This is a genomic window from Devosia sp. MDV22-iso42, assembly GCF_058629155.1.
On record NZ_JBZVWR010000009.1, the window covers coordinates 173387 to 188380 of the forward strand.

The following is a 14994-nucleotide window of genomic DNA, read 5'->3' on the forward strand; positions in this document are numbered from 1 at the left end:
ATCGGGGTGATTTCAACCCTGCCTGCGCCGATAGGCCTCCGCGTCACCGCTTGCGCGCCATCATCGCGGTGATGACATGGGCGGTGTAATCCACCACCGGCACGATGCGCGCATAGTTGAGCCTGGTCGGCCCGATCACCCCCAAGACGCCCACGACCTTGTCATTGGCATCCTTGTAGGGGCTCAGGATCACCGACGAGCCCGAGAGGGAAAACAGCTTGTTCTCCGAGCCGATGAAGATGCGCACGCCCTGCGCCTTGTCGGCATCGCCGAGCAGTTCGAGCAGCCCGTCCTTGCTTTCGAGCTCGTCGAACAATTGCCGCATGCGCAGCAATTCGTCTGATGCCATGGTGTCGTTGAGTAGATTGGCTCTTCCACGCACGATGACGGTCGGCGCGCTGGCGGGCGAACTCTGGCTGAGCGTGGCAATGCCGGCATCGACCAGCTTCTGCGTCAGCTCGTCGAGCTCGGCCCGCTGCTCGGCCCGCTGCGCCGCCAGCACCTTGCGCGCCTCGGCCAGGGTCCGTCCCACCACGTGATGGGCAATGAAATTGCCCGCCTGGGTCAGCGCGCTGGCGGTAAGCCCCGGCGGCGTCTCCATGATGCGGTTTTCCACCTGCCCGTCCTGGCCGACCAGGATGGCCATGGCCCGGGTCGAATCGAGCCGCACGAATTCGAGATGCCGCAGCACCATGTCAGCCTTGGTGGCGATCACCACGCCGGCGCCATGGCTGAGCCCGCTGAGCAGCTGGCTGGCTTCCGTCAGCACATCCTCGACCTGCCCCTTCTGGCCCTGGATAGACTGGGCGATCTGGCTGCGCTCGCTTTCATTGACCGCGCCCACTTCGAGCATGGCATCGACGAAAAACCGCAGCCCCTCCTGCGTCGGCGCCCGGCCGGCCGAGGTATGCGGCGCCGCGATCAGCCCGAGATCTTCGAGATCGGCCATGACATTGCGCACCGAGGCCGGCGACAGCCCGCCCTGCAGCATGCGGCTGAGATCGCGCGAGCCCACCGGCGCCCCGGTATCGAGATAGCGCTCGACGATGCGGCGGAAAATGTCCTGGCTGCGGGCATTGAGCACGCTCAGAAAGTCTTGCGGCAGCTGGCTCATGGTTTTTGCTAAAATCGTCCGCTTTAACTGTGGTCACTCATTTAGGCGCATTGCTGCCATCCGCCAAGCGCCCGCGGCTTGTGAGCAGGCTCAAGGAGGGTTAAGAGGCGGTTAACAGCAATTGCCAAGTGGAAAACTGATGCGGCCTTCCGGACGTCAACCCAACCAGCTGCGCGCCGTCGCCATCGAACGCAACGTCGCCATGAAGGCGGAGGGCTCCTGCCTCGTCTCGTTCGGCAATACCAAGGTACTGGTCACCGCCTCGGTCGAAACCAGCCTGCCAAGCTGGCTGCGCGGCAAGGGCCAGGGCTGGGTCACCGCCGAGTATGGCATGCTGCCGCGCGCCACCGGCAGCCGCAACCGCCGCGAGGCCACTGCCGGCAAGCAGACCGGCCGCACCCAGGAAATCCAGCGCCTGATCGGCCGCAGCCTGCGCGCCGTGGTCGACATGCAGGCGCTGGGCGAAGCCCAGATCACCCTCGATTGCGACGTGCTCGAGGCCGATGGCGGCACCCGCACCGCGGCCATCACCGGCGCCTATGTGGCGCTGGTCGACGCCATCAAGTGGATGGAGGAGCGCAAGCTCACCCGTTCCAACCCGCTGCGTGATTCGGTCGCCGCGGTTTCCTGCGGCATCTATCGCGGCGCCCCCGTGCTCGATCTCGACTATCTCGAGGATGTCGAGGCCCATACCGACGCCAATTTCGTCATGACCGGCAGCGGCAAGTTCGTCGAGATCCAGGGCACCGCCGAACAGGCTCCCTTCAGCCGCGATGAACTCAATTCTCTGATGTCCCTGGCCGAACAGGGCATTGCCGACCTTACCCTTCTCCAGCAAGCGGCGCTTTCAGCATGATCACCTGGTTCAAAAAGCTCGTTGCCGGCAAATCGGTCGCCCGTCAGGCTGGCCCCCAGCGGCAGGCCTCGCCGGAAAACTGCGCGCTCTGGCGCGACGTGGCCCGGGCACTCGATGCCAAGCCCAAGAATTCGACCATGAACACGACCATGAACACCTCCAAGATGGGTAGCGGCAAATGAGCCTGCCCCGCCTGCGTTCGGGCGATCGGCTGGTGCTGGCCACCCACAATGCGGGCAAGCTCACCGAATTCCGCGAGCTGTTCGAGCCTTTCGGTCTCGACATAGTTTCGGCCGGCGAGCTCGGCCTGCCCGAGCCGGAAGAGACCGGCACGACCTTCGCAGAAAATGCCCGGCTCAAGGCCCACGCTGCCGCCCAGGCCACCGGCCTCTTGGCGCTCAGCGATGATTCGGGGCTCTGCGTTGACGCGCTCAATGGCGATCCGGGCGTCTATACCGCCGACTGGGCCGGCGTGCCGCGCGATTTCAACCACGCCATGAAGCGGGTCGAAGATGCGCTGCAGGCCGCCAATGCCACCTCGCCCGGCCTCCGAGGCGCCTCGTTCAACGCCACCATGTGCCTGGCCCATCCCGATGGCCGCGACGTGCTCTATGTCGGCAAGGTCGAGGGCACCCTGGTCTGGCCGCCCCGCGGCGCGGTCGGCCATGGCTATGACCCGGTCTTCATGCCCAAGGGCTTTGACATCACCTTCGGCCAGATGCCGGCCGAGATGAAGCATTCCTGGGCCCCCGGCCAGCCCGGCCTCAGCCACCGCGCCCGCGCCTTCGCGCAGTTCTACGAGGCCCAGATTGAAAAATAACCCCAACGATCTGTTCGGGGTCTATGTGCACTGGCCCTTCTGCGCGGCCAAATGCCCCTATTGCGACTTCAATAGCCACGTCCATCGCGGCGCTTTTGACGAGGATGGCTATGTCGCCGCCTATGAGCGCGAAATCGCCTATGCCGCCCAGCTGGCGCCCGGTCGCGTCGTGCAATCGATCTTTTTCGGCGGCGGCACGCCCTCGCTGATGTCGCCGTCGAGCACGGCCCGGATCATCGACGCCATTGCCCGGCACTGGACCGTCGAGCCCAAGGCCGAGATCACGCTCGAGGCCAATCCCACCAGCGTCGAGGTCGATCGCTTCCGTGGTTTCCGCGCCGCCGGCGTCAATCGCGTGTCGCTCGGCGTACAGTCGCTGCGGCCCGGCCCCCTGGCCGAACTGGGCCGGCGTCATTCGGTCGAGGAGGCCGTGGCCGCCGTGCGCGTCGCGCAATCGGTGTTCGAGCGGTCAAGCTTTGACCTGATCTATGCACGGCCGCGCCAGACGCTTGAGGACTGGGAAGACGAGCTCAAGGAAGCACTCTGGATGGCCCAGGGCCATATCAGCCTCTACCAGCTCACCATCGAGCAGGGCACGCGCTATTTCGACCTGCAGACCGCCGGCAAGCTCACCATTCCCGGCGAGGACCTGGCCGCCGATTTCTATGAAATGACGCAGGAATTGACCGCGGCAGCGGGCCTGCCGGCCTATGAGATTTCCAACCATGCCCGCCCCGGCCAGGAGAGTGAGCACAACATGCTCTACTGGCGCTATGGCGAATATGCCGGCATCGGCCCGGGCGCCCATGGTCGGCTGATGATCAACAACCAGCGCCACGCCACCGCCGACGAAAAACTGCCCTTCGAGTGGCAGAAGCACGTGCTGGCCAAGGGCCATGGCATGGTGGTGGACGATGTGCTGACCTGGGAGGAGCAGGGCGACGAGTTCCTCGTCATGGGCCTGCGCCTCAAGGAGGGCATTTCCCCGGCCCGCTTTACCGCTTTGTCGGGCCGCCAGATCAACCCGGCCCAGATCGCCGCGCTCAAGGGCTATGGTTTTGTCGAGACCCTGCCCAATGGCAATCTGCGCGTCACCGACCGCGGCTGGCCGGTGCTCGACGCGGTGGTCGCCGACCTGGCAGCTTAGACATTTAGGCGGTCGGCAAGGACTAGCTCGGGGGACGCGGTGCTTTTCTTGGCCTCTTTCGAGATTTACAAATTGGCCACCCCCGCGGCACAGAGGTGCCGGCGGGCTGTGGAGCCGCTTCTCAACACCTTGTTCCAAGACAGTGGCCTTGCAGAATTTGACTGCAAGCTTCTCTATGTGCCGATCATCATGCCGCCGGAAATGGCGGTGCGGTATCCCGCCAGGTCAAGCGTTCGGAAGCGTGAGCGTGCGTGCGATTGTGCGCCCCAACTGGATTATGACGTCTTTGTCACCGGCGCGTTCGAGCAGCAATTAGCCGAATACGTGGCGGGTATCCGGACCTCTGCGCCACACCTGGCCAAACTCGGGGCGTCCCCGGCGCAGGTCGAAGAATTCGAGCAGCTCTTGTCGCGCGCGGTTGAGCACATTCTGGCAAACCAGCTTGATCAAACGCGGCATTGACCGCAAAGGCAGCTAGACCAGAGCTGCAATATAGCGTGCGGCCGAGCGGGCCACCGCGGCCTTGGCGTCGCTGGCAATGACCTTGTCCCACCAGCCGCCATAGATCCGGTCAAACGCCAGGTCAGCCACGCGGTCGGCGATGTCCCGCACCGTGTGGGCCGGCAGCGGGATCAGGTTGGGATAGGAGCGCATGAAGCTCACCCAGCCTGCGGCCGGGACGACCTGAATGGTGTCGCCGACCAGCAGCGCCCCCTGGCCATCGGCGCCGGCACCCCATTCCAGCACGCTGCTGCCCGCAAAATGGCCGCCCAGCCGATGCACGGTGACGCCGGGCAGGATGTCCAGGCGGTCTCCGCTCCAGGGTTCGATCAGCGGGCTGGGACGCATCACATGGGCCAGGTCCGCCTCGGGCAGCCGGATCGGCACGCCGCCCAGCGCCTCGCTCCATTCCACCATGCCGGTATAAAAATGCGGGTGCGAGAAGCATATCGCCTTGACCCCGCCCAGCGCCAGCAGGCGCGCCGCGGTGGTGTCGTCGAGCATCGGCACGCAATCCCACAGCACATTGCCATCCGGCGTTTGCACCAGCAGCGCCCGCTGGCCGATGGCGATGGTGGGCACGAGACCAATGCCGCTCAGTCCCGGTTCGACCTCGCGCCAGTCATTGGCATGACTGGCACAAAGGCTGTGGCGAGCAAGCCATTCCTGCCCGTTCGCACCGACATATTGCCGCTCGTCCAGACAGATGGCGCAGCCAGGCGGTGGCGCATCGCCAGGGGGGTGCTGGGCACCACAGGTCTTGCAGATCCAGACGGTCATCGGACATCTCCGGTTCGGGCCCAGATTACACGACGGCGGACACGGGAAAATACCCTGCTAGAGCTTTGCGCCCTCGACCTGTACCGCGCCGCCCGGCGCCACGCGCATGATGGCCAGCGCATAGTCGCTGCGCCCGTCGGCGCGGAAGCGGAACACCCCGTCGCGGCCATTAAAACCGGTCGGGCTCGTCAGCAGTGCCGCGCCATAGGGCGGATTGGCCAGCGACAGCGTGTTCACATTGGCCAGGATCGTTGCGGTATAGGCCAGGGTCGCCAGAGCGTGCGGCGCAGCGCCAAAGCGCGCCTGGTAGTCTGCCCGGATCGCGCCCAGGCCGGCCGGGTCGACCGCTGGATAGATCGCGCCCGCCAGGCCCGGGGTCGCCAGGATCGTGGTATCGCCCTGCCAGTCGGCCGAGCCGACGATCTGCACAGCGCTCGGGCTGACCCCGGCCTGGGCCAGCGCCGCGGCAAAGCCGGGCGCGCTCGCCCGGTCGGGCAGGAACAGCGTATCGATCATCCCCTTGTCGATCAGCGGCTTGGCCTGGGCGACGATCTGGGCCGCCTCGGCAGGGCTGCTGAACGTATAGACCGCGCTCGGCGCGAAGCCGGCCAGCATGGCCTGTTGCCGGAAGGCGGCCTGCTGCGCCTGGCCGAAGGCTGAGCCCGGAAAGGCCCCGGCCACGCCGCGCCTGCCGGCGGCCTTGACCGCGTCGAGCGCCCGCTTCATCTCCATGTCCGGCAACACGCTGAGCAGATAGACCCCGGGCACGGCGGCGCCTGGATTGTTGGAAAAGCCGATCAGCGGCACGCCGGCCGAGCGGGCCACGGCGCCCGCCGCCATCACCGCATCGCCCTGCAGCGGCCCCAGGATCAGCTTGGCGCCGCCAGCGATGGCCGCGCTGGTGGCGGCCGTCGCGCCGGCGACCGAGCCGCCGGTATCGCGCAGCGTGATGGTGGTATTTTCCGCAATGTTCGGATTGGCCTCGATAAAGGCCATGGCCAGCTGGCTGGCATTGGCCATCGATTGCCCGACGGCGGCAAGGCCCGGATCCCCGCTCAGCGGCAGCAGCAGGCTCACCTGTACCGGGCCGCGGCCGAATTGCTGGCTGGGTCCGGTCGGTGTCAGTGGCGTCAGGGCGGGGTTGGCCGGGGCCTGCTGGCTCGGGCCCAAGCCGAAATCGATGGTGCGCGAGGCAATATGGATCGGCGAACAGCCGGCCAGTACCAACAGGCCGACGGCGCCCAGCACCCGTGCTATGCCATCACCTGCCATTCGATCTAACGTCGCCTTTGGCCGTAAATTGCGAACAGTATGTTAACATTCTGGTCGCAATTGCTTAACCAAGTCTCAATGCCCTCTTGTTGCCAGGAAACCGTCGCGCATGGCTGATCCAACCCCCGGCTATTTCATCGCCGGCACCACCTTTGTCGCGCCCCCGCTCGCCCCCGGCCTCTATGTCGTGGCGACCCCGATCGGCAATCTGCGCGACATCACCATAAGGGCGCTGGAAACCCTGGCCGCCGTCGACGCCGTGCTGTGCGAGGATACCCGCATGTCGGCCCGCCTGCTCGATCACTATGGCATCCGCACCCGCCGCATCGCGATGCACGAGCACAATGAGCGGGCCAAGGCCGACGACATCGTCGCCCGCATCGCCGCCGGCGGCTGTTTCGCGCTGATCTCCGATGCCGGCACGCCGCTGCTCTCCGATCCCGGCTTCCCGCTGATCCGGGCCATGGCCGAAGCCGGCTTGCCCGTCTTTGCCATTCCCGGCGCCTCGGCTCTGCTCTCGGCTTTGGTCGTGGCCGGTCTGCCCACCGACGCCTTTGCCTTTCACGGCTTCCTGCCACCCAAGGCCGGCGCCCGCCTCAATGCGCTCAAGGCGCTCAGCGATTCACGTGAAACCATGGTGTTCTACGAAAGCCCGCGCCGGCTCGACGATAGCCTGGCTGCCATGGCCGAGGTCCTTGGTGATCGCCAGGCTGCCGTGGCACTGGAACTGACCAAGCGCTTCGAGCGCGTCCATCGCGGCACCCTGGCAGCGCTCGCCGCCGAGTTTGCCGGCACCGAGACCAAGGGCGAGGCGGTGGTCGTGGTGGCCGGTGCCGCCGCGCCAGCCGCCCCCGCGGTGGCCGACTGGCAGGCCGCGCTGGGGGCTGCGATGGCCGACCAGCCGCTGCGCGCCGCCGTTGACGCCATCGCCGCGCAATACAAGCTCAAGCGCAAGGATGTCTATGATGCCGCGCTCGCCCTTAAAGCCCGGCAATAAGGCGCGCATCGCCGCCTATCGCGGCGGCCACCGCGGCGAGGCGCTGGCCGCCTGGTATCTGCGACTCAAATTCTACCGCATCCTGGCCCGGCGCTACAAAACGCCCTTGGGGGAAATCGATCTCATCGCCGAACGCTGGGGCACCATCGTCTTTGTCGAGGTCAAGGCGCGCGCGAAGGCCGCAAGCCTGCTCGATACCCTCGAATCCATCAATGAGGGCCGCATCGTCCGGGCGGCGGACCACTGGCTGTCCCGCAACCCCAGTCGGGCCGCAGGCGACCGGCGCTTCGACGTGATCTTTCTCGTGCCTTGGCGCTGGCCCTATCACCTGGTCAACGCCTTTGGCGCCTAGTCGGCGATCTCGGCCCAGATCACATGATGGTCGCTGGCGGCATGGATCGGCTTTTCGAGCTCGGGGAACACTGCCCAGCGCGGTGGCCGCGAGCCTGGCCAGGCACCGCGCCGGAACAGGCCGGCCGCCGTCACCCGGTCGAACAAAGCCGGCGAGAGCAGCAGGTAGTCGATCTTGTTGCTGTCATTGCCCAGGCCATAGGTGCCCTTGCCGGCAAATTCGCCGCTCGAGAACCGAGCATGTTCCGAAACGTCACGCAGGTCGGTTCCCGCCAGCAACGGCTGCAGCGCGGCGGCATCGGGCGGATCGTTGAGATCGCCCAGCACCACGATCTTGTCCTGACCCTCGCTGCGCAGCCGCTGGTAGATCTCGGCGGTCCGTCGCGCCTGGGCCATGCGCTTGTTGGCCGAGCTCTGGTCATTGCCGCCATATTTGGATTTGAAATGGTTGGGCAGTACCCAGATGGCTTCCCCACCCGGCGTCAGCACCTCGAATTCGGGGCAGTCGCGCGAATAGACCCGCTCGCCATTGGGCAGCATGTCGGCAATATGGCTGCGCATCAGCCCCACCGAATAGCCATTGGTCAGCATCAGTCCGACATCGATGCCGCGCGTGTCATTGCCATCGATGAGCATGACCTCGTCATAGGGTTCGCCGCCCAGTTTCTTGAGCACCTGATCGGAGAACTGCAGCAGCGCCACCCGGTCTTCCGCCTCCACCACCGCCAGGATATCGGCCGCCACCGCCTGGATCACCCTGCCCGTATTCATCACCGCGCGGGCATTGTTATGCTCGGTCCGCAATTCCACCCAGCCCACCCAGTCGGCGCGGTGGTCGGCGACGATCTGCAGGGCGGCATTCTTGGGCTTTCTCCAGAACGTGCCGCGGATCTTGCGGAAGATGGCAAAGGGCGGATTGGGCTCGGTCAATTCGAGCTCGATGATCAGCTCGAGCATACGCGCCTTGTCGGCGGCACTGTAGTCGTCCTTGTTGATCAGGCGGTTGAGCTCGGCCACCGCGTCGGCAATGGCCGCGCCTTCGGCAGGGTCGTCGAGGTTGAACGCCCGTGGCCGGTCAAACAGATTTTCCACATTGAATGCTGCGATCTTCATGCTGTCCTCCCATTGCCAGCAGACCCATCATGCGCCCGCAATGTGACAATGGGCAGTCAGGGCAATCCCTGCCCGGCAGGGACGAGCCTTGCCCGAAAGCTCTTGCGCCGAAGGGCGGGTCGGGTCATGTCATGGTGCCCCTTGGGGCGTGTGTCGAAATCCCATAGCCAGGGGGCATAAATGCTCAAAGTCGCGGTCCAGATGGACCATGTCGCCACCATCAACCCCAATGGCGATTCCACCTTTGCCCTGATGCTCGAGGCGCAGGCGCGCGGCCATAAGCTGCTGCACTATACCCCCGATACCCTGGCGCTGCGCGACAATGTGGTGAGCGCGCTGGCAGCCCCGATCGAGGTCTTCGACAAGCCCAGGGGCGAGCACTTCACCCTGGGCGAGGCCAGCCGCGTGGATCTGTCGACCCAGGACGTGATCCACATGCGCCAGGATCCGCCCTTCGACATGAACTATATCACGCTCACCCACATGCTCGAGCGGCTGCACCCCAAGACGCTGGTGGTCAATCCGCCCGCCGCCGTGCGCAATGCGCCCGAAAAGATCCTCGTCACCGAATTCCCCGAATTGATGCCGCCCACTTTGGTGACGCGCGACCGGGCCATGATCCACGCCTTCCGCCGCGAGCATGGCAATATCATCGTCAAGCCGCTCTACGGCAATGGCGGGGCCGGCGTGTTCTTCATCCAGGAGGGTGACCATAACCTGGCCAGCCTGCTCGAACTGTTCGAGCAGAATTACCGCGAACCCTTCATGATCCAGAAATATCTGCCCGACGTGCGCAAGGGCGACAAGCGGATCATCATCGTCGATGGCGAGCCGGTGGCCGGGCTCAACCGCATCCCTGCCGATGGCGAGGCGCGTTCCAACATGCATGTCGGCGGCCGACCGGAACTGAGCGCCCTGACCGCCCGTGAGCGGGAAATCTGCGCCACCATCGCCCCCGCGCTCAAGGAGCGCGGCATGATCTTTGTCGGCATCGACGTCATCGGCGACTACCTCACCGAGATCAACGTCACCTCCCCTACCGGCATCCGCGAGATCAAGCGCTTCGGCGGCCCCGACATCGCCGTGCTGATCTGGGACGCCATCGAAAAGCGCCGCGCCTGATGGCGCTGCTGGCCGGGCTGGTCCTGGCGGCCCTGTCCTGGTTTCTGTTCCGCCGCTGGCGACGCAACCAGCCGGCCAGCCAGACGCTGACCCTGCCCTATTGGCGCAATTCCGCCGCCATGACCGGCGCCTATCTGCTGGTCATCCTGCTCGGCGCCGGCATCACCCGCATCATGGTCGGCTTCAACCGGTCCGGCTGGGCCGATCTGGTCATGGTGGCCTTCTTTGGCGTCTGGGTGCTCTATGGCGCGCTCTGGCTGGTCCGCTTCCTGCCCACCACCCGGCCAAGGCCGGCCTGGCTCGGCCGCTCGCGCGGCTGGCTCGATGCCCTGGCCCTGCTCGCTCTGGCCGGCCTGGCGACGCTGGCACGGCTGCTCTAGGCGCCGGCAAACAGCGTCGGCAGGTCGGCAATGCTGTCGACGATGATATCGGCCAGCCCCGCGAGCTCTGCCCACGTGCTGTTTCCCGACAGCACGCCGATGGCCAGCCCGGCGCCGGCGGCATGGGCCATGTCGAGATCGTGGCTGTTGTCCCCCACCATGGCGATGGCGCTGGCCGGCAGGCCGGTGCGGGCGGCAAACAGCGCCAGCTGGTCCGGCCAGGGCTTGGGCCGGGCCACGCAATCATAGCCGATAATGCTGGCAAAGTGTGCGCTCACCCCCAGCGCTGCGGCCGTGGCCCGCGCGCCGGCCAGCGAATCATTGGTGGCAATCCCCAGCAGCAGGCCGCGTTGCCCCAGCGCGGTCAGCGTTTCGTTCAAAGGACCAATGCCGACGGCCCGGCGGCTGCCCTCGCTGACCGCGACGGCGTCATAGGCGGCGATACGGGCGGCCCGCTCGGACCCGGCCAAGGTCGGGTGCCAGAGATCGACGAGATCCTCGATCGTGCCGGCCGCCACTACCGAACCGCCGACAAATTTCTGCTGGCTCCAGTCATAGCCGCCCTGCCCTATCAGCACGCGTGCGGCGCTGTCATTCCCGCCGCTGGCCTGATGGGCCAGAGCGGTGATGATGCAAAGCCAGGTCTGGTTGAAGTCGATCAGCGTGCCGTCCTTGTCGAACAGGATGCCGCGGATTTCGCCAGTTTCACGCATCTCGAGGCTCCGGCTGATCAGCCCCGACCCTAGGAGCGGCGACTGCAACTGGCAAGGTTGGCCGCGTGTCGCAAATGCCGTAGAAGGGAGAAAACCGGAGCAGCGTCATGCCCACCACGACCTTCCTGGCCGCCTTTGCCACCCTGTTTGCCACGGTGGGCGTGGCCGATATCGCCTTCATTTTTGCCGCGCTGACCAAGCACAATACCGCCAAGCAGCGCTTTGCCTTCGCCACCCGCGGCGTCATCATAGCCGGCGTCATCCTGCTGCTGTTTGCCGTGCTGGGGAACGGCATTCTGGGTGTCTTCGGCATCACCATTCCGGCCTTGCGCACCGCGGGTGGCCTGCTGCTGTTCCTGATCGCCATCGACATGGTGTTTGCCCGCCATTCCGGCGGCACCGACATTACCGACGAGGAAGAGGTCGAGGCGCGCTCGCGCGACGACATCGCCGTTTTCCCGCTGGCCATGCCGCTGCTGGCCGGACCGGGCGCCATCAGCGCGGTGATCCTGCTGAGCACGGGCACGCGGTCGCCTGCCGAGTTCTGGGCCGTGCTGGCCGCGGTGGTGGTGATTCTGTTCCTGGCCTGGCTGACGCTGCTGCTGGCCATTCCCATCCAGCGCCTGCTCGGCGTCACCGGCCTGGCCGTGGTGTCCCGCGTCGTCGGCATCCTGCTGGCGGCCCTGGCCGTGCAGTTCGTCTTTGACGGCATCCGCTCCAGCGCGCTGTTTGGCGCCTGAGGCGACCGGGTCGGCAGCGTTAAGCAAGTCTTAAGGCCGGCGTTGACCGGGCGGGTCGATCGGTTCAAATCAACGGACCTGCCGCAACGCAAGGTGCCCTCATGCGAATTGCCGTCGTCCTGACCCTGTTGATTCTGGCGCTCTGCGCTGCCAATGCCGGCTCGGTGGCGGCGCCACGCTCGGAAATCCTGCTGCCGCCGATGAGCAGCGGCGGCTGAATACGGCATGCCGGCCCGGCGCTGGTCGGCAAAAAGGGCGATCGACCCCGTCGACCGCCCCCCAATCTTCCGCAGACCTACTTCTTGGCCGAATTGCCGGCGCTGCCTGAACCCAGACCGGTGACCTGCTTGACGGCAGCCACCTTGTCCTTCTTGGGCTTCTTGGCTTCCTTGTTGCTCTTCATCTGACCCTTGGCCATCGCTTGTCTCCTCAGTGCGGGCCACAGGACCCGCATCAATACCGTTTGACGCTAGCCCTGCCCCCCAGCGCTGGCAAGGCCTGCCTTGCCCGCTGGTTCGCACGTCGGCCTACTTGGACGGCAGGCAACGCCCGGTTGGCGCCAGACTGGCTATGGCGCGCGGATCGCAGCCGGTCATCAGGAAGGTCAGCCAGTCATTCTGGTTGCCATAGAACGCGTTGCGGTCGACCTCGCCGCGCACGCCGCGCACCACCCCGGTCTGCGTCCACTGCCAGAAGGTCCAGGTGCGGTTGCTGTAGCGCTCATGCGGCTCGGCCGCAGTCGAGCGCAGCCAGAACGCATTGGGGAAATACTCGTTTTCCAGTACTTCGCGGTGGAAGGTCATGTCGGTATAGATGATCGGCAGCTTGCCGGTATGCCGCTCCATGGCGTCCAGCATCACCCGGATCTTCTCGAGCGCATCGGCCCGGCTCGGCTTGGCCTTGCAGCTCGACAGGTGATTCCACTCCAGGTCGAGCACCGGCGGCAGGGCATCGGGATCATTGGGCACATTGGCGGCGAACCAGGCGGCCTGTTCGGAGGCCAGCGAACACCAGGCCATGAAGTGATAGGCGCCGCGCGGCATGCCGGCCTCGCGCGCCCGGGCCCAGTTGCTGCGGAAATTGGGGTCGATGTAATCCTTGCCCTCGGTCGCCTTCATGAAGACGAAATGGATGCCGGACTGGAAGGCGGCGCGGAAGTCGATGTTTTCCTGGTAACGCGCCACGTCGATCCCCTGCACCGGCATGCCGCGCGCCCGGTCGACCCCGGCATGGGGGCGGTTGTCGCCCTGGATCGGGCCATAGAGCCCGCCGCCCGAGGAGCAGGCGATCAGAATGCCGGCCAGCAGCGCCCCCAGCACACCCTTTGCGATCGTGACGGACGAGGGAAAAGGACGGCGGAACTTCATGAGGGCAGCACTCTACGCGGAACGGGAACCTGTCTTTCAATCAACATGTCGCGGTTAATGGAAGCTTAGGTTAACCCTTGTGGCAGCTGCCGTGGTTAACAGGCCATTTTTCGTTCGCTCTACGTTCTTGTTTGCCGGAACCGGCTTTGCTAGATTTGCCAGCGGGCTCAGAGGGAACAGGCATGGTCACCCGTGTCGCCACCGTTGCATTTGAGGGTATCGAGGCCGTGCCGGTCGACGTCCAGGTGCAGATTGCGCCGGGCAATGCCAACTTCATCCTGGTCGGCCTGCCCGACAAGGCGGTCAAGGAATCGGGCGAGCGGGTGCGCGCCGCTTTGTTCGCTTCCGGCATCGGCCTGCCGCCCAAGCGCATCACCGTCAATCTGGCGCCCGCCGACCTGCCCAAGGAAGGCAGCCATTACGACCTGCCCATTGCCCTGGGTGTCATGGCGGCCATCGGCGCCATTCCCCAGGATGCGCTCGATGGCTATCTGGCGCTGGGCGAACTGGGGCTGGACGGGCGGCTCGCCCATGTCGGCGGCGTGCTGCCGGCCGCCATCGCCGCCCAGTCCCGCGAGCTGGGGCTGATCTGCGCCGCTCCTTCCGGTCCCGAGGCCGCCTGGGCCGGCGAGAACCTCGACATCGTTGCCGCCGAAAGCCTGCTGGCTCTGGCCAATCACCTGACCGGCCACCAGCGCGCGCCCCGCCCGCTGCCGGCTCGGCACGTGCCCGGCGCTGCCCTGCCCGACCTCAGCGAGGTGCGCGGCCAGCTGGTGGCGCGACGGGCGCTCGAAGTCGCCGCGGCCGGGGGCCATAACCTCTTGATGATCGGCCCGCCCGGCGCCGGCAAGTCCATGCTGGCGGCGCGGCTGCCCTCCATCCTGCCGCCGCTCAATCCGCGCGAACTGCTCGATGTCTCGATGATCCAGTCGATTGCCGGCGAACTGGTCGGCGGGGCGATTTCCGACCGCCGGCCGTTCCGCGCCCCGCATCACTCCGCCTCCATGGCCGCCCTGGTGGGCGGCGGGCTCAGGGTTCGCCCCGGCGAGGTCAGCCTGGCCCACAATGGCGTGCTGTTCCTCGATGAACTGCCCGAATTCGCCCCCGGCGTGCTCGACAGCCTGCGCCAGCCGCTCGAATCGGGCGAGACCGTGATTGCCCGGGCCAATGCCCGCATTTCCTATCCCAGCCGCGTGCAGCTGATCGCCGCCATGAACCCCTGCAAATGCGGCCTGGCCGGCACGCCTGGCCATACCTGTCGCCGCGGCGCCGCCTGCGCCCACGATTACCAGGCCCGCGTTTCCGGCCCCTTCCTCGATCGCATCGATATCCGCATCGACGTGCCCGCGGTCACGGCGGCGGACATGATCGCGCCGGCAGCAGCCAGCGAAAGCTCGGCTTCTGTCGCCGCCCGGGTGGCTGTCGCGCGCGACCGGCAGCGCCAGCGCTTCCTCGAGCACGGCGCCACAAGCCTGCATACCAATGCCGCTGCCGGCCCCAGCCTGATCGAGGAACTGGTCAATCCGGACCGCGAAAGCCAGACTCTCTTGTTGGCGGCCGCCGAACGCTTCAACCTCTCCGCCCGCGCCTATCACCGCGTGCTCAAGGTGGCGCGCACCCTGGCCGACCTGGCCGGGAGCGACCCCGTCACCCGCCCGCATATCGCCGAAGCGCTGAGCTACCGGCTCAATCTGGGGCCGGCATGAACGAGCCGGCGCCCG

The 14994-nt window shown here is 66.2% G+C and carries 18 protein-coding genes; 11 read left to right on the forward strand and 7 right to left on the reverse strand.

Translation table 11 applies throughout. The features are described 5' to 3' along the window. Nucleotides 1-43: 43 nt before the first annotated feature. On the reverse strand, nucleotides 44-1114 hold the full coding sequence (gene hrcA / locus AC4NN3_RS10835) for a heat-inducible transcriptional repressor HrcA (RefSeq protein WP_491927109.1): 1071 nt from the start codon (nucleotides 1112-1114) through the stop codon (nucleotides 44-46). Nucleotides 1115-1253: 139 nt separating this feature from the next. Here hrcA and rph point away from each other — a divergent pair, with 139 nt between their 5' ends. The 5 genes from rph (at nucleotide 1254) to AC4NN3_RS10860 (ending at nucleotide 4399) form a co-directional block, all read left to right on the forward strand. Further along, the gene (rph, locus tag AC4NN3_RS10840; RefSeq protein WP_491927110.1) at nucleotides 1254-1970 is read left to right on the forward strand and encodes a ribonuclease PH; all 717 of its coding nucleotides are present in this window, start codon (nucleotides 1254-1256) and stop codon (nucleotides 1968-1970) included. Further along, on the forward strand, nucleotides 1967-2152 hold the full coding sequence (locus tag AC4NN3_RS10845; RefSeq protein WP_491927111.1) for a hypothetical protein: 186 nt from the start codon (nucleotides 1967-1969) through the stop codon (nucleotides 2150-2152). The genes rph and AC4NN3_RS10845 overlap by 4 nt, the downstream gene beginning before the upstream one ends. Then, nucleotides 2149-2790 carry a non-canonical purine NTP pyrophosphatase gene (locus AC4NN3_RS10850; protein ID WP_491927112.1) on the forward strand — a complete coding sequence of 214 codons (642 nt, stop codon included), beginning with the start codon at nucleotides 2149-2151 and terminating at the stop codon, nucleotides 2788-2790. The genes AC4NN3_RS10845 and AC4NN3_RS10850 overlap by 4 nt, the downstream gene beginning before the upstream one ends. Beyond that, entirely contained in the window at nucleotides 2780-3937 is a 1158-nt protein-coding gene (gene hemW, locus AC4NN3_RS10855; RefSeq protein WP_491927113.1) for a radical SAM family heme chaperone HemW, read from the forward strand. The genes AC4NN3_RS10850 and hemW overlap by 11 nt, the downstream gene beginning before the upstream one ends. A gap of 108 nt (nucleotides 3938-4045) precedes the next feature. After that, complete coding sequence (locus tag AC4NN3_RS10860; RefSeq protein WP_491927114.1) at nucleotides 4046-4399, forward strand: hypothetical protein; 354 nt, start codon at nucleotides 4046-4048, stop codon at nucleotides 4397-4399. A 12-nt stretch (nucleotides 4400-4411) separates the two neighbouring features. On the opposite strand, the gene AC4NN3_RS10865 is transcribed toward AC4NN3_RS10860, so the two are convergent. Further along, the gene (locus AC4NN3_RS10865) at nucleotides 4412-5218 is read right to left on the reverse strand and encodes an MBL fold metallo-hydrolase (protein WP_491927115.1); all 807 of its coding nucleotides are present in this window, start codon (nucleotides 5216-5218) and stop codon (nucleotides 4412-4414) included. Nucleotides 5219-5275: 57 nt separating this feature from the next. Continuing rightward, complete coding sequence (locus tag AC4NN3_RS10870) at nucleotides 5276-6490, reverse strand: type 1 periplasmic-binding domain-containing protein (protein ID WP_491927116.1); 1215 nt, start codon at nucleotides 6488-6490, stop codon at nucleotides 5276-5278. A 109-nt stretch (nucleotides 6491-6599) separates the two neighbouring features. Between AC4NN3_RS10870 and rsmI the strand changes: the two genes are divergently transcribed. Together rsmI and AC4NN3_RS10880 are read left to right on the forward strand one after the other, a co-directional pair. Further along, on the forward strand, nucleotides 6600-7487 hold the full coding sequence (rsmI, locus tag AC4NN3_RS10875; protein ID WP_491927117.1) for a 16S rRNA (cytidine(1402)-2'-O)-methyltransferase: 888 nt from the start codon (nucleotides 6600-6602) through the stop codon (nucleotides 7485-7487). Then, nucleotides 7456-7839, forward strand: coding sequence for a YraN family protein (locus AC4NN3_RS10880; RefSeq protein WP_491927118.1), 384 nt, complete (start codon nucleotides 7456-7458; stop codon nucleotides 7837-7839). The genes rsmI and AC4NN3_RS10880 overlap by 32 nt, the downstream gene beginning before the upstream one ends. Here the strand turns inward: AC4NN3_RS10880 and AC4NN3_RS10885 are convergent. Then, complete coding sequence (locus tag AC4NN3_RS10885) at nucleotides 7836-8951, reverse strand: endonuclease/exonuclease/phosphatase family protein (protein ID WP_491927119.1); 1116 nt, start codon at nucleotides 8949-8951, stop codon at nucleotides 7836-7838. The two genes, AC4NN3_RS10880 and AC4NN3_RS10885, sit on opposite strands and share 4 nt — an antisense overlap. Nucleotides 8952-9131: 180 nt before the next feature. Here AC4NN3_RS10885 and gshB point away from each other — a divergent pair, with 180 nt between their 5' ends. Together gshB and AC4NN3_RS10895 are read left to right on the forward strand one after the other, a co-directional pair. After that, the gene (gene gshB / locus AC4NN3_RS10890) at nucleotides 9132-10073 is read left to right on the forward strand and encodes a glutathione synthase (RefSeq protein ID WP_491927120.1); all 942 of its coding nucleotides are present in this window, start codon (nucleotides 9132-9134) and stop codon (nucleotides 10071-10073) included. Next, nucleotides 10073-10453 carry a hypothetical protein gene (locus AC4NN3_RS10895; protein ID WP_491927121.1) on the forward strand — a complete coding sequence of 127 codons (381 nt, stop codon included), beginning with the start codon at nucleotides 10073-10075 and terminating at the stop codon, nucleotides 10451-10453. Before gshB ends, AC4NN3_RS10895 begins: the two co-directional genes overlap by 1 nt. Here the strand turns inward: AC4NN3_RS10895 and AC4NN3_RS10900 are convergent. Continuing rightward, entirely contained in the window at nucleotides 10450-11166 is a 717-nt protein-coding gene (locus AC4NN3_RS10900) for an HAD family hydrolase (protein ID WP_491927122.1), read from the reverse strand. The genes AC4NN3_RS10895 and AC4NN3_RS10900 overlap by 4 nt on opposite strands. A 107-nt stretch (nucleotides 11167-11273) precedes the next feature. Here AC4NN3_RS10900 and AC4NN3_RS10905 point away from each other — a divergent pair, with 107 nt between their 5' ends. Continuing rightward, a complete protein-coding gene (locus tag AC4NN3_RS10905; RefSeq protein WP_491927123.1) occupies nucleotides 11274-11906 on the forward strand; it encodes a MarC family protein in 633 nt (210 codons plus the stop codon). Between the two features lie 295 nt (nucleotides 11907-12201). Here AC4NN3_RS10905 and AC4NN3_RS10910 read toward each other — a convergent pair whose 3' ends face one another. Both AC4NN3_RS10910 and AC4NN3_RS10915 read right to left on the reverse strand, forming a co-directional pair. Next, nucleotides 12202-12324: a hypothetical protein gene (locus AC4NN3_RS10910; protein WP_269802206.1), complete on the reverse strand. Its 123-nt coding sequence runs from the start codon at nucleotides 12322-12324 to the stop codon at nucleotides 12202-12204. 109 nt (nucleotides 12325-12433) lie between these two features. Beyond that, nucleotides 12434-13273: a glycoside hydrolase family 25 protein gene (locus AC4NN3_RS10915; protein WP_491927124.1), complete on the reverse strand. Its 840-nt coding sequence runs from the start codon at nucleotides 13271-13273 to the stop codon at nucleotides 12434-12436. Nucleotides 13274-13455: 182 nt separating this feature from the next. On the opposite strand from AC4NN3_RS10915, the gene AC4NN3_RS10920 reads away from it, so the two are divergent. Continuing rightward, nucleotides 13456-14979, forward strand: coding sequence for a YifB family Mg chelatase-like AAA ATPase (locus tag AC4NN3_RS10920; RefSeq protein WP_491927125.1), 1524 nt, complete (start codon nucleotides 13456-13458; stop codon nucleotides 14977-14979). The last annotated feature ends 15 nt before the right edge of the window (nucleotides 14980-14994 follow it).

Coding starts and splice junctions, on each gene's coding strand:
- hrcA (WP_491927109.1), bottom strand. CDS start 1,114: ATGAGCCAGCTGCCGCAAGACTTTCTGAGCGTGCTCAATGCCCGCAGC.
- rph (WP_491927110.1), top strand. CDS start 1,254: ATGCGGCCTTCCGGACGTCAACCCAACCAGCTGCGCGCCGTCGCCATC.
- AC4NN3_RS10845 (WP_491927111.1), top strand. CDS start 1,967: ATGATCACCTGGTTCAAAAAGCTCGTTGCCGGCAAATCGGTCGCCCGT.
- AC4NN3_RS10850 (WP_491927112.1), top strand. CDS start 2,149: ATGAGCCTGCCCCGCCTGCGTTCGGGCGATCGGCTGGTGCTGGCCACC.
- AC4NN3_RS10865 (WP_491927115.1), bottom strand. CDS start 5,218: ATGACCGTCTGGATCTGCAAGACCTGTGGTGCCCAGCACCCCCCTGGC.
- AC4NN3_RS10870 (WP_491927116.1), bottom strand. CDS start 6,490: ATGGCAGGTGATGGCATAGCACGGGTGCTGGGCGCCGTCGGCCTGTTG.
- rsmI (WP_491927117.1), top strand. CDS start 6,600: ATGGCTGATCCAACCCCCGGCTATTTCATCGCCGGCACCACCTTTGTC.
- AC4NN3_RS10880 (WP_491927118.1), top strand. CDS start 7,456: ATGCCGCGCTCGCCCTTAAAGCCCGGCAATAAGGCGCGCATCGCCGCC.
- AC4NN3_RS10885 (WP_491927119.1), bottom strand. CDS start 8,951: ATGAAGATCGCAGCATTCAATGTGGAAAATCTGTTTGACCGGCCACGG.
- gshB (WP_491927120.1), top strand. CDS start 9,132: ATGCTCAAAGTCGCGGTCCAGATGGACCATGTCGCCACCATCAACCCC.
- AC4NN3_RS10895 (WP_491927121.1), top strand. CDS start 10,073: ATGGCGCTGCTGGCCGGGCTGGTCCTGGCGGCCCTGTCCTGGTTTCTG.
- AC4NN3_RS10900 (WP_491927122.1), bottom strand. CDS start 11,166: ATGCGTGAAACTGGCGAAATCCGCGGCATCCTGTTCGACAAGGACGGC.
- AC4NN3_RS10905 (WP_491927123.1), top strand. CDS start 11,274: ATGCCCACCACGACCTTCCTGGCCGCCTTTGCCACCCTGTTTGCCACG.
- AC4NN3_RS10910 (WP_269802206.1), bottom strand. CDS start 12,324: ATGGCCAAGGGTCAGATGAAGAGCAACAAGGAAGCCAAGAAGCCCAAG.
- AC4NN3_RS10915 (WP_491927124.1), bottom strand. CDS start 13,273: ATGAAGTTCCGCCGTCCTTTTCCCTCGTCCGTCACGATCGCAAAGGGT.
- AC4NN3_RS10920 (WP_491927125.1), top strand. CDS start 13,456: ATGGTCACCCGTGTCGCCACCGTTGCATTTGAGGGTATCGAGGCCGTG.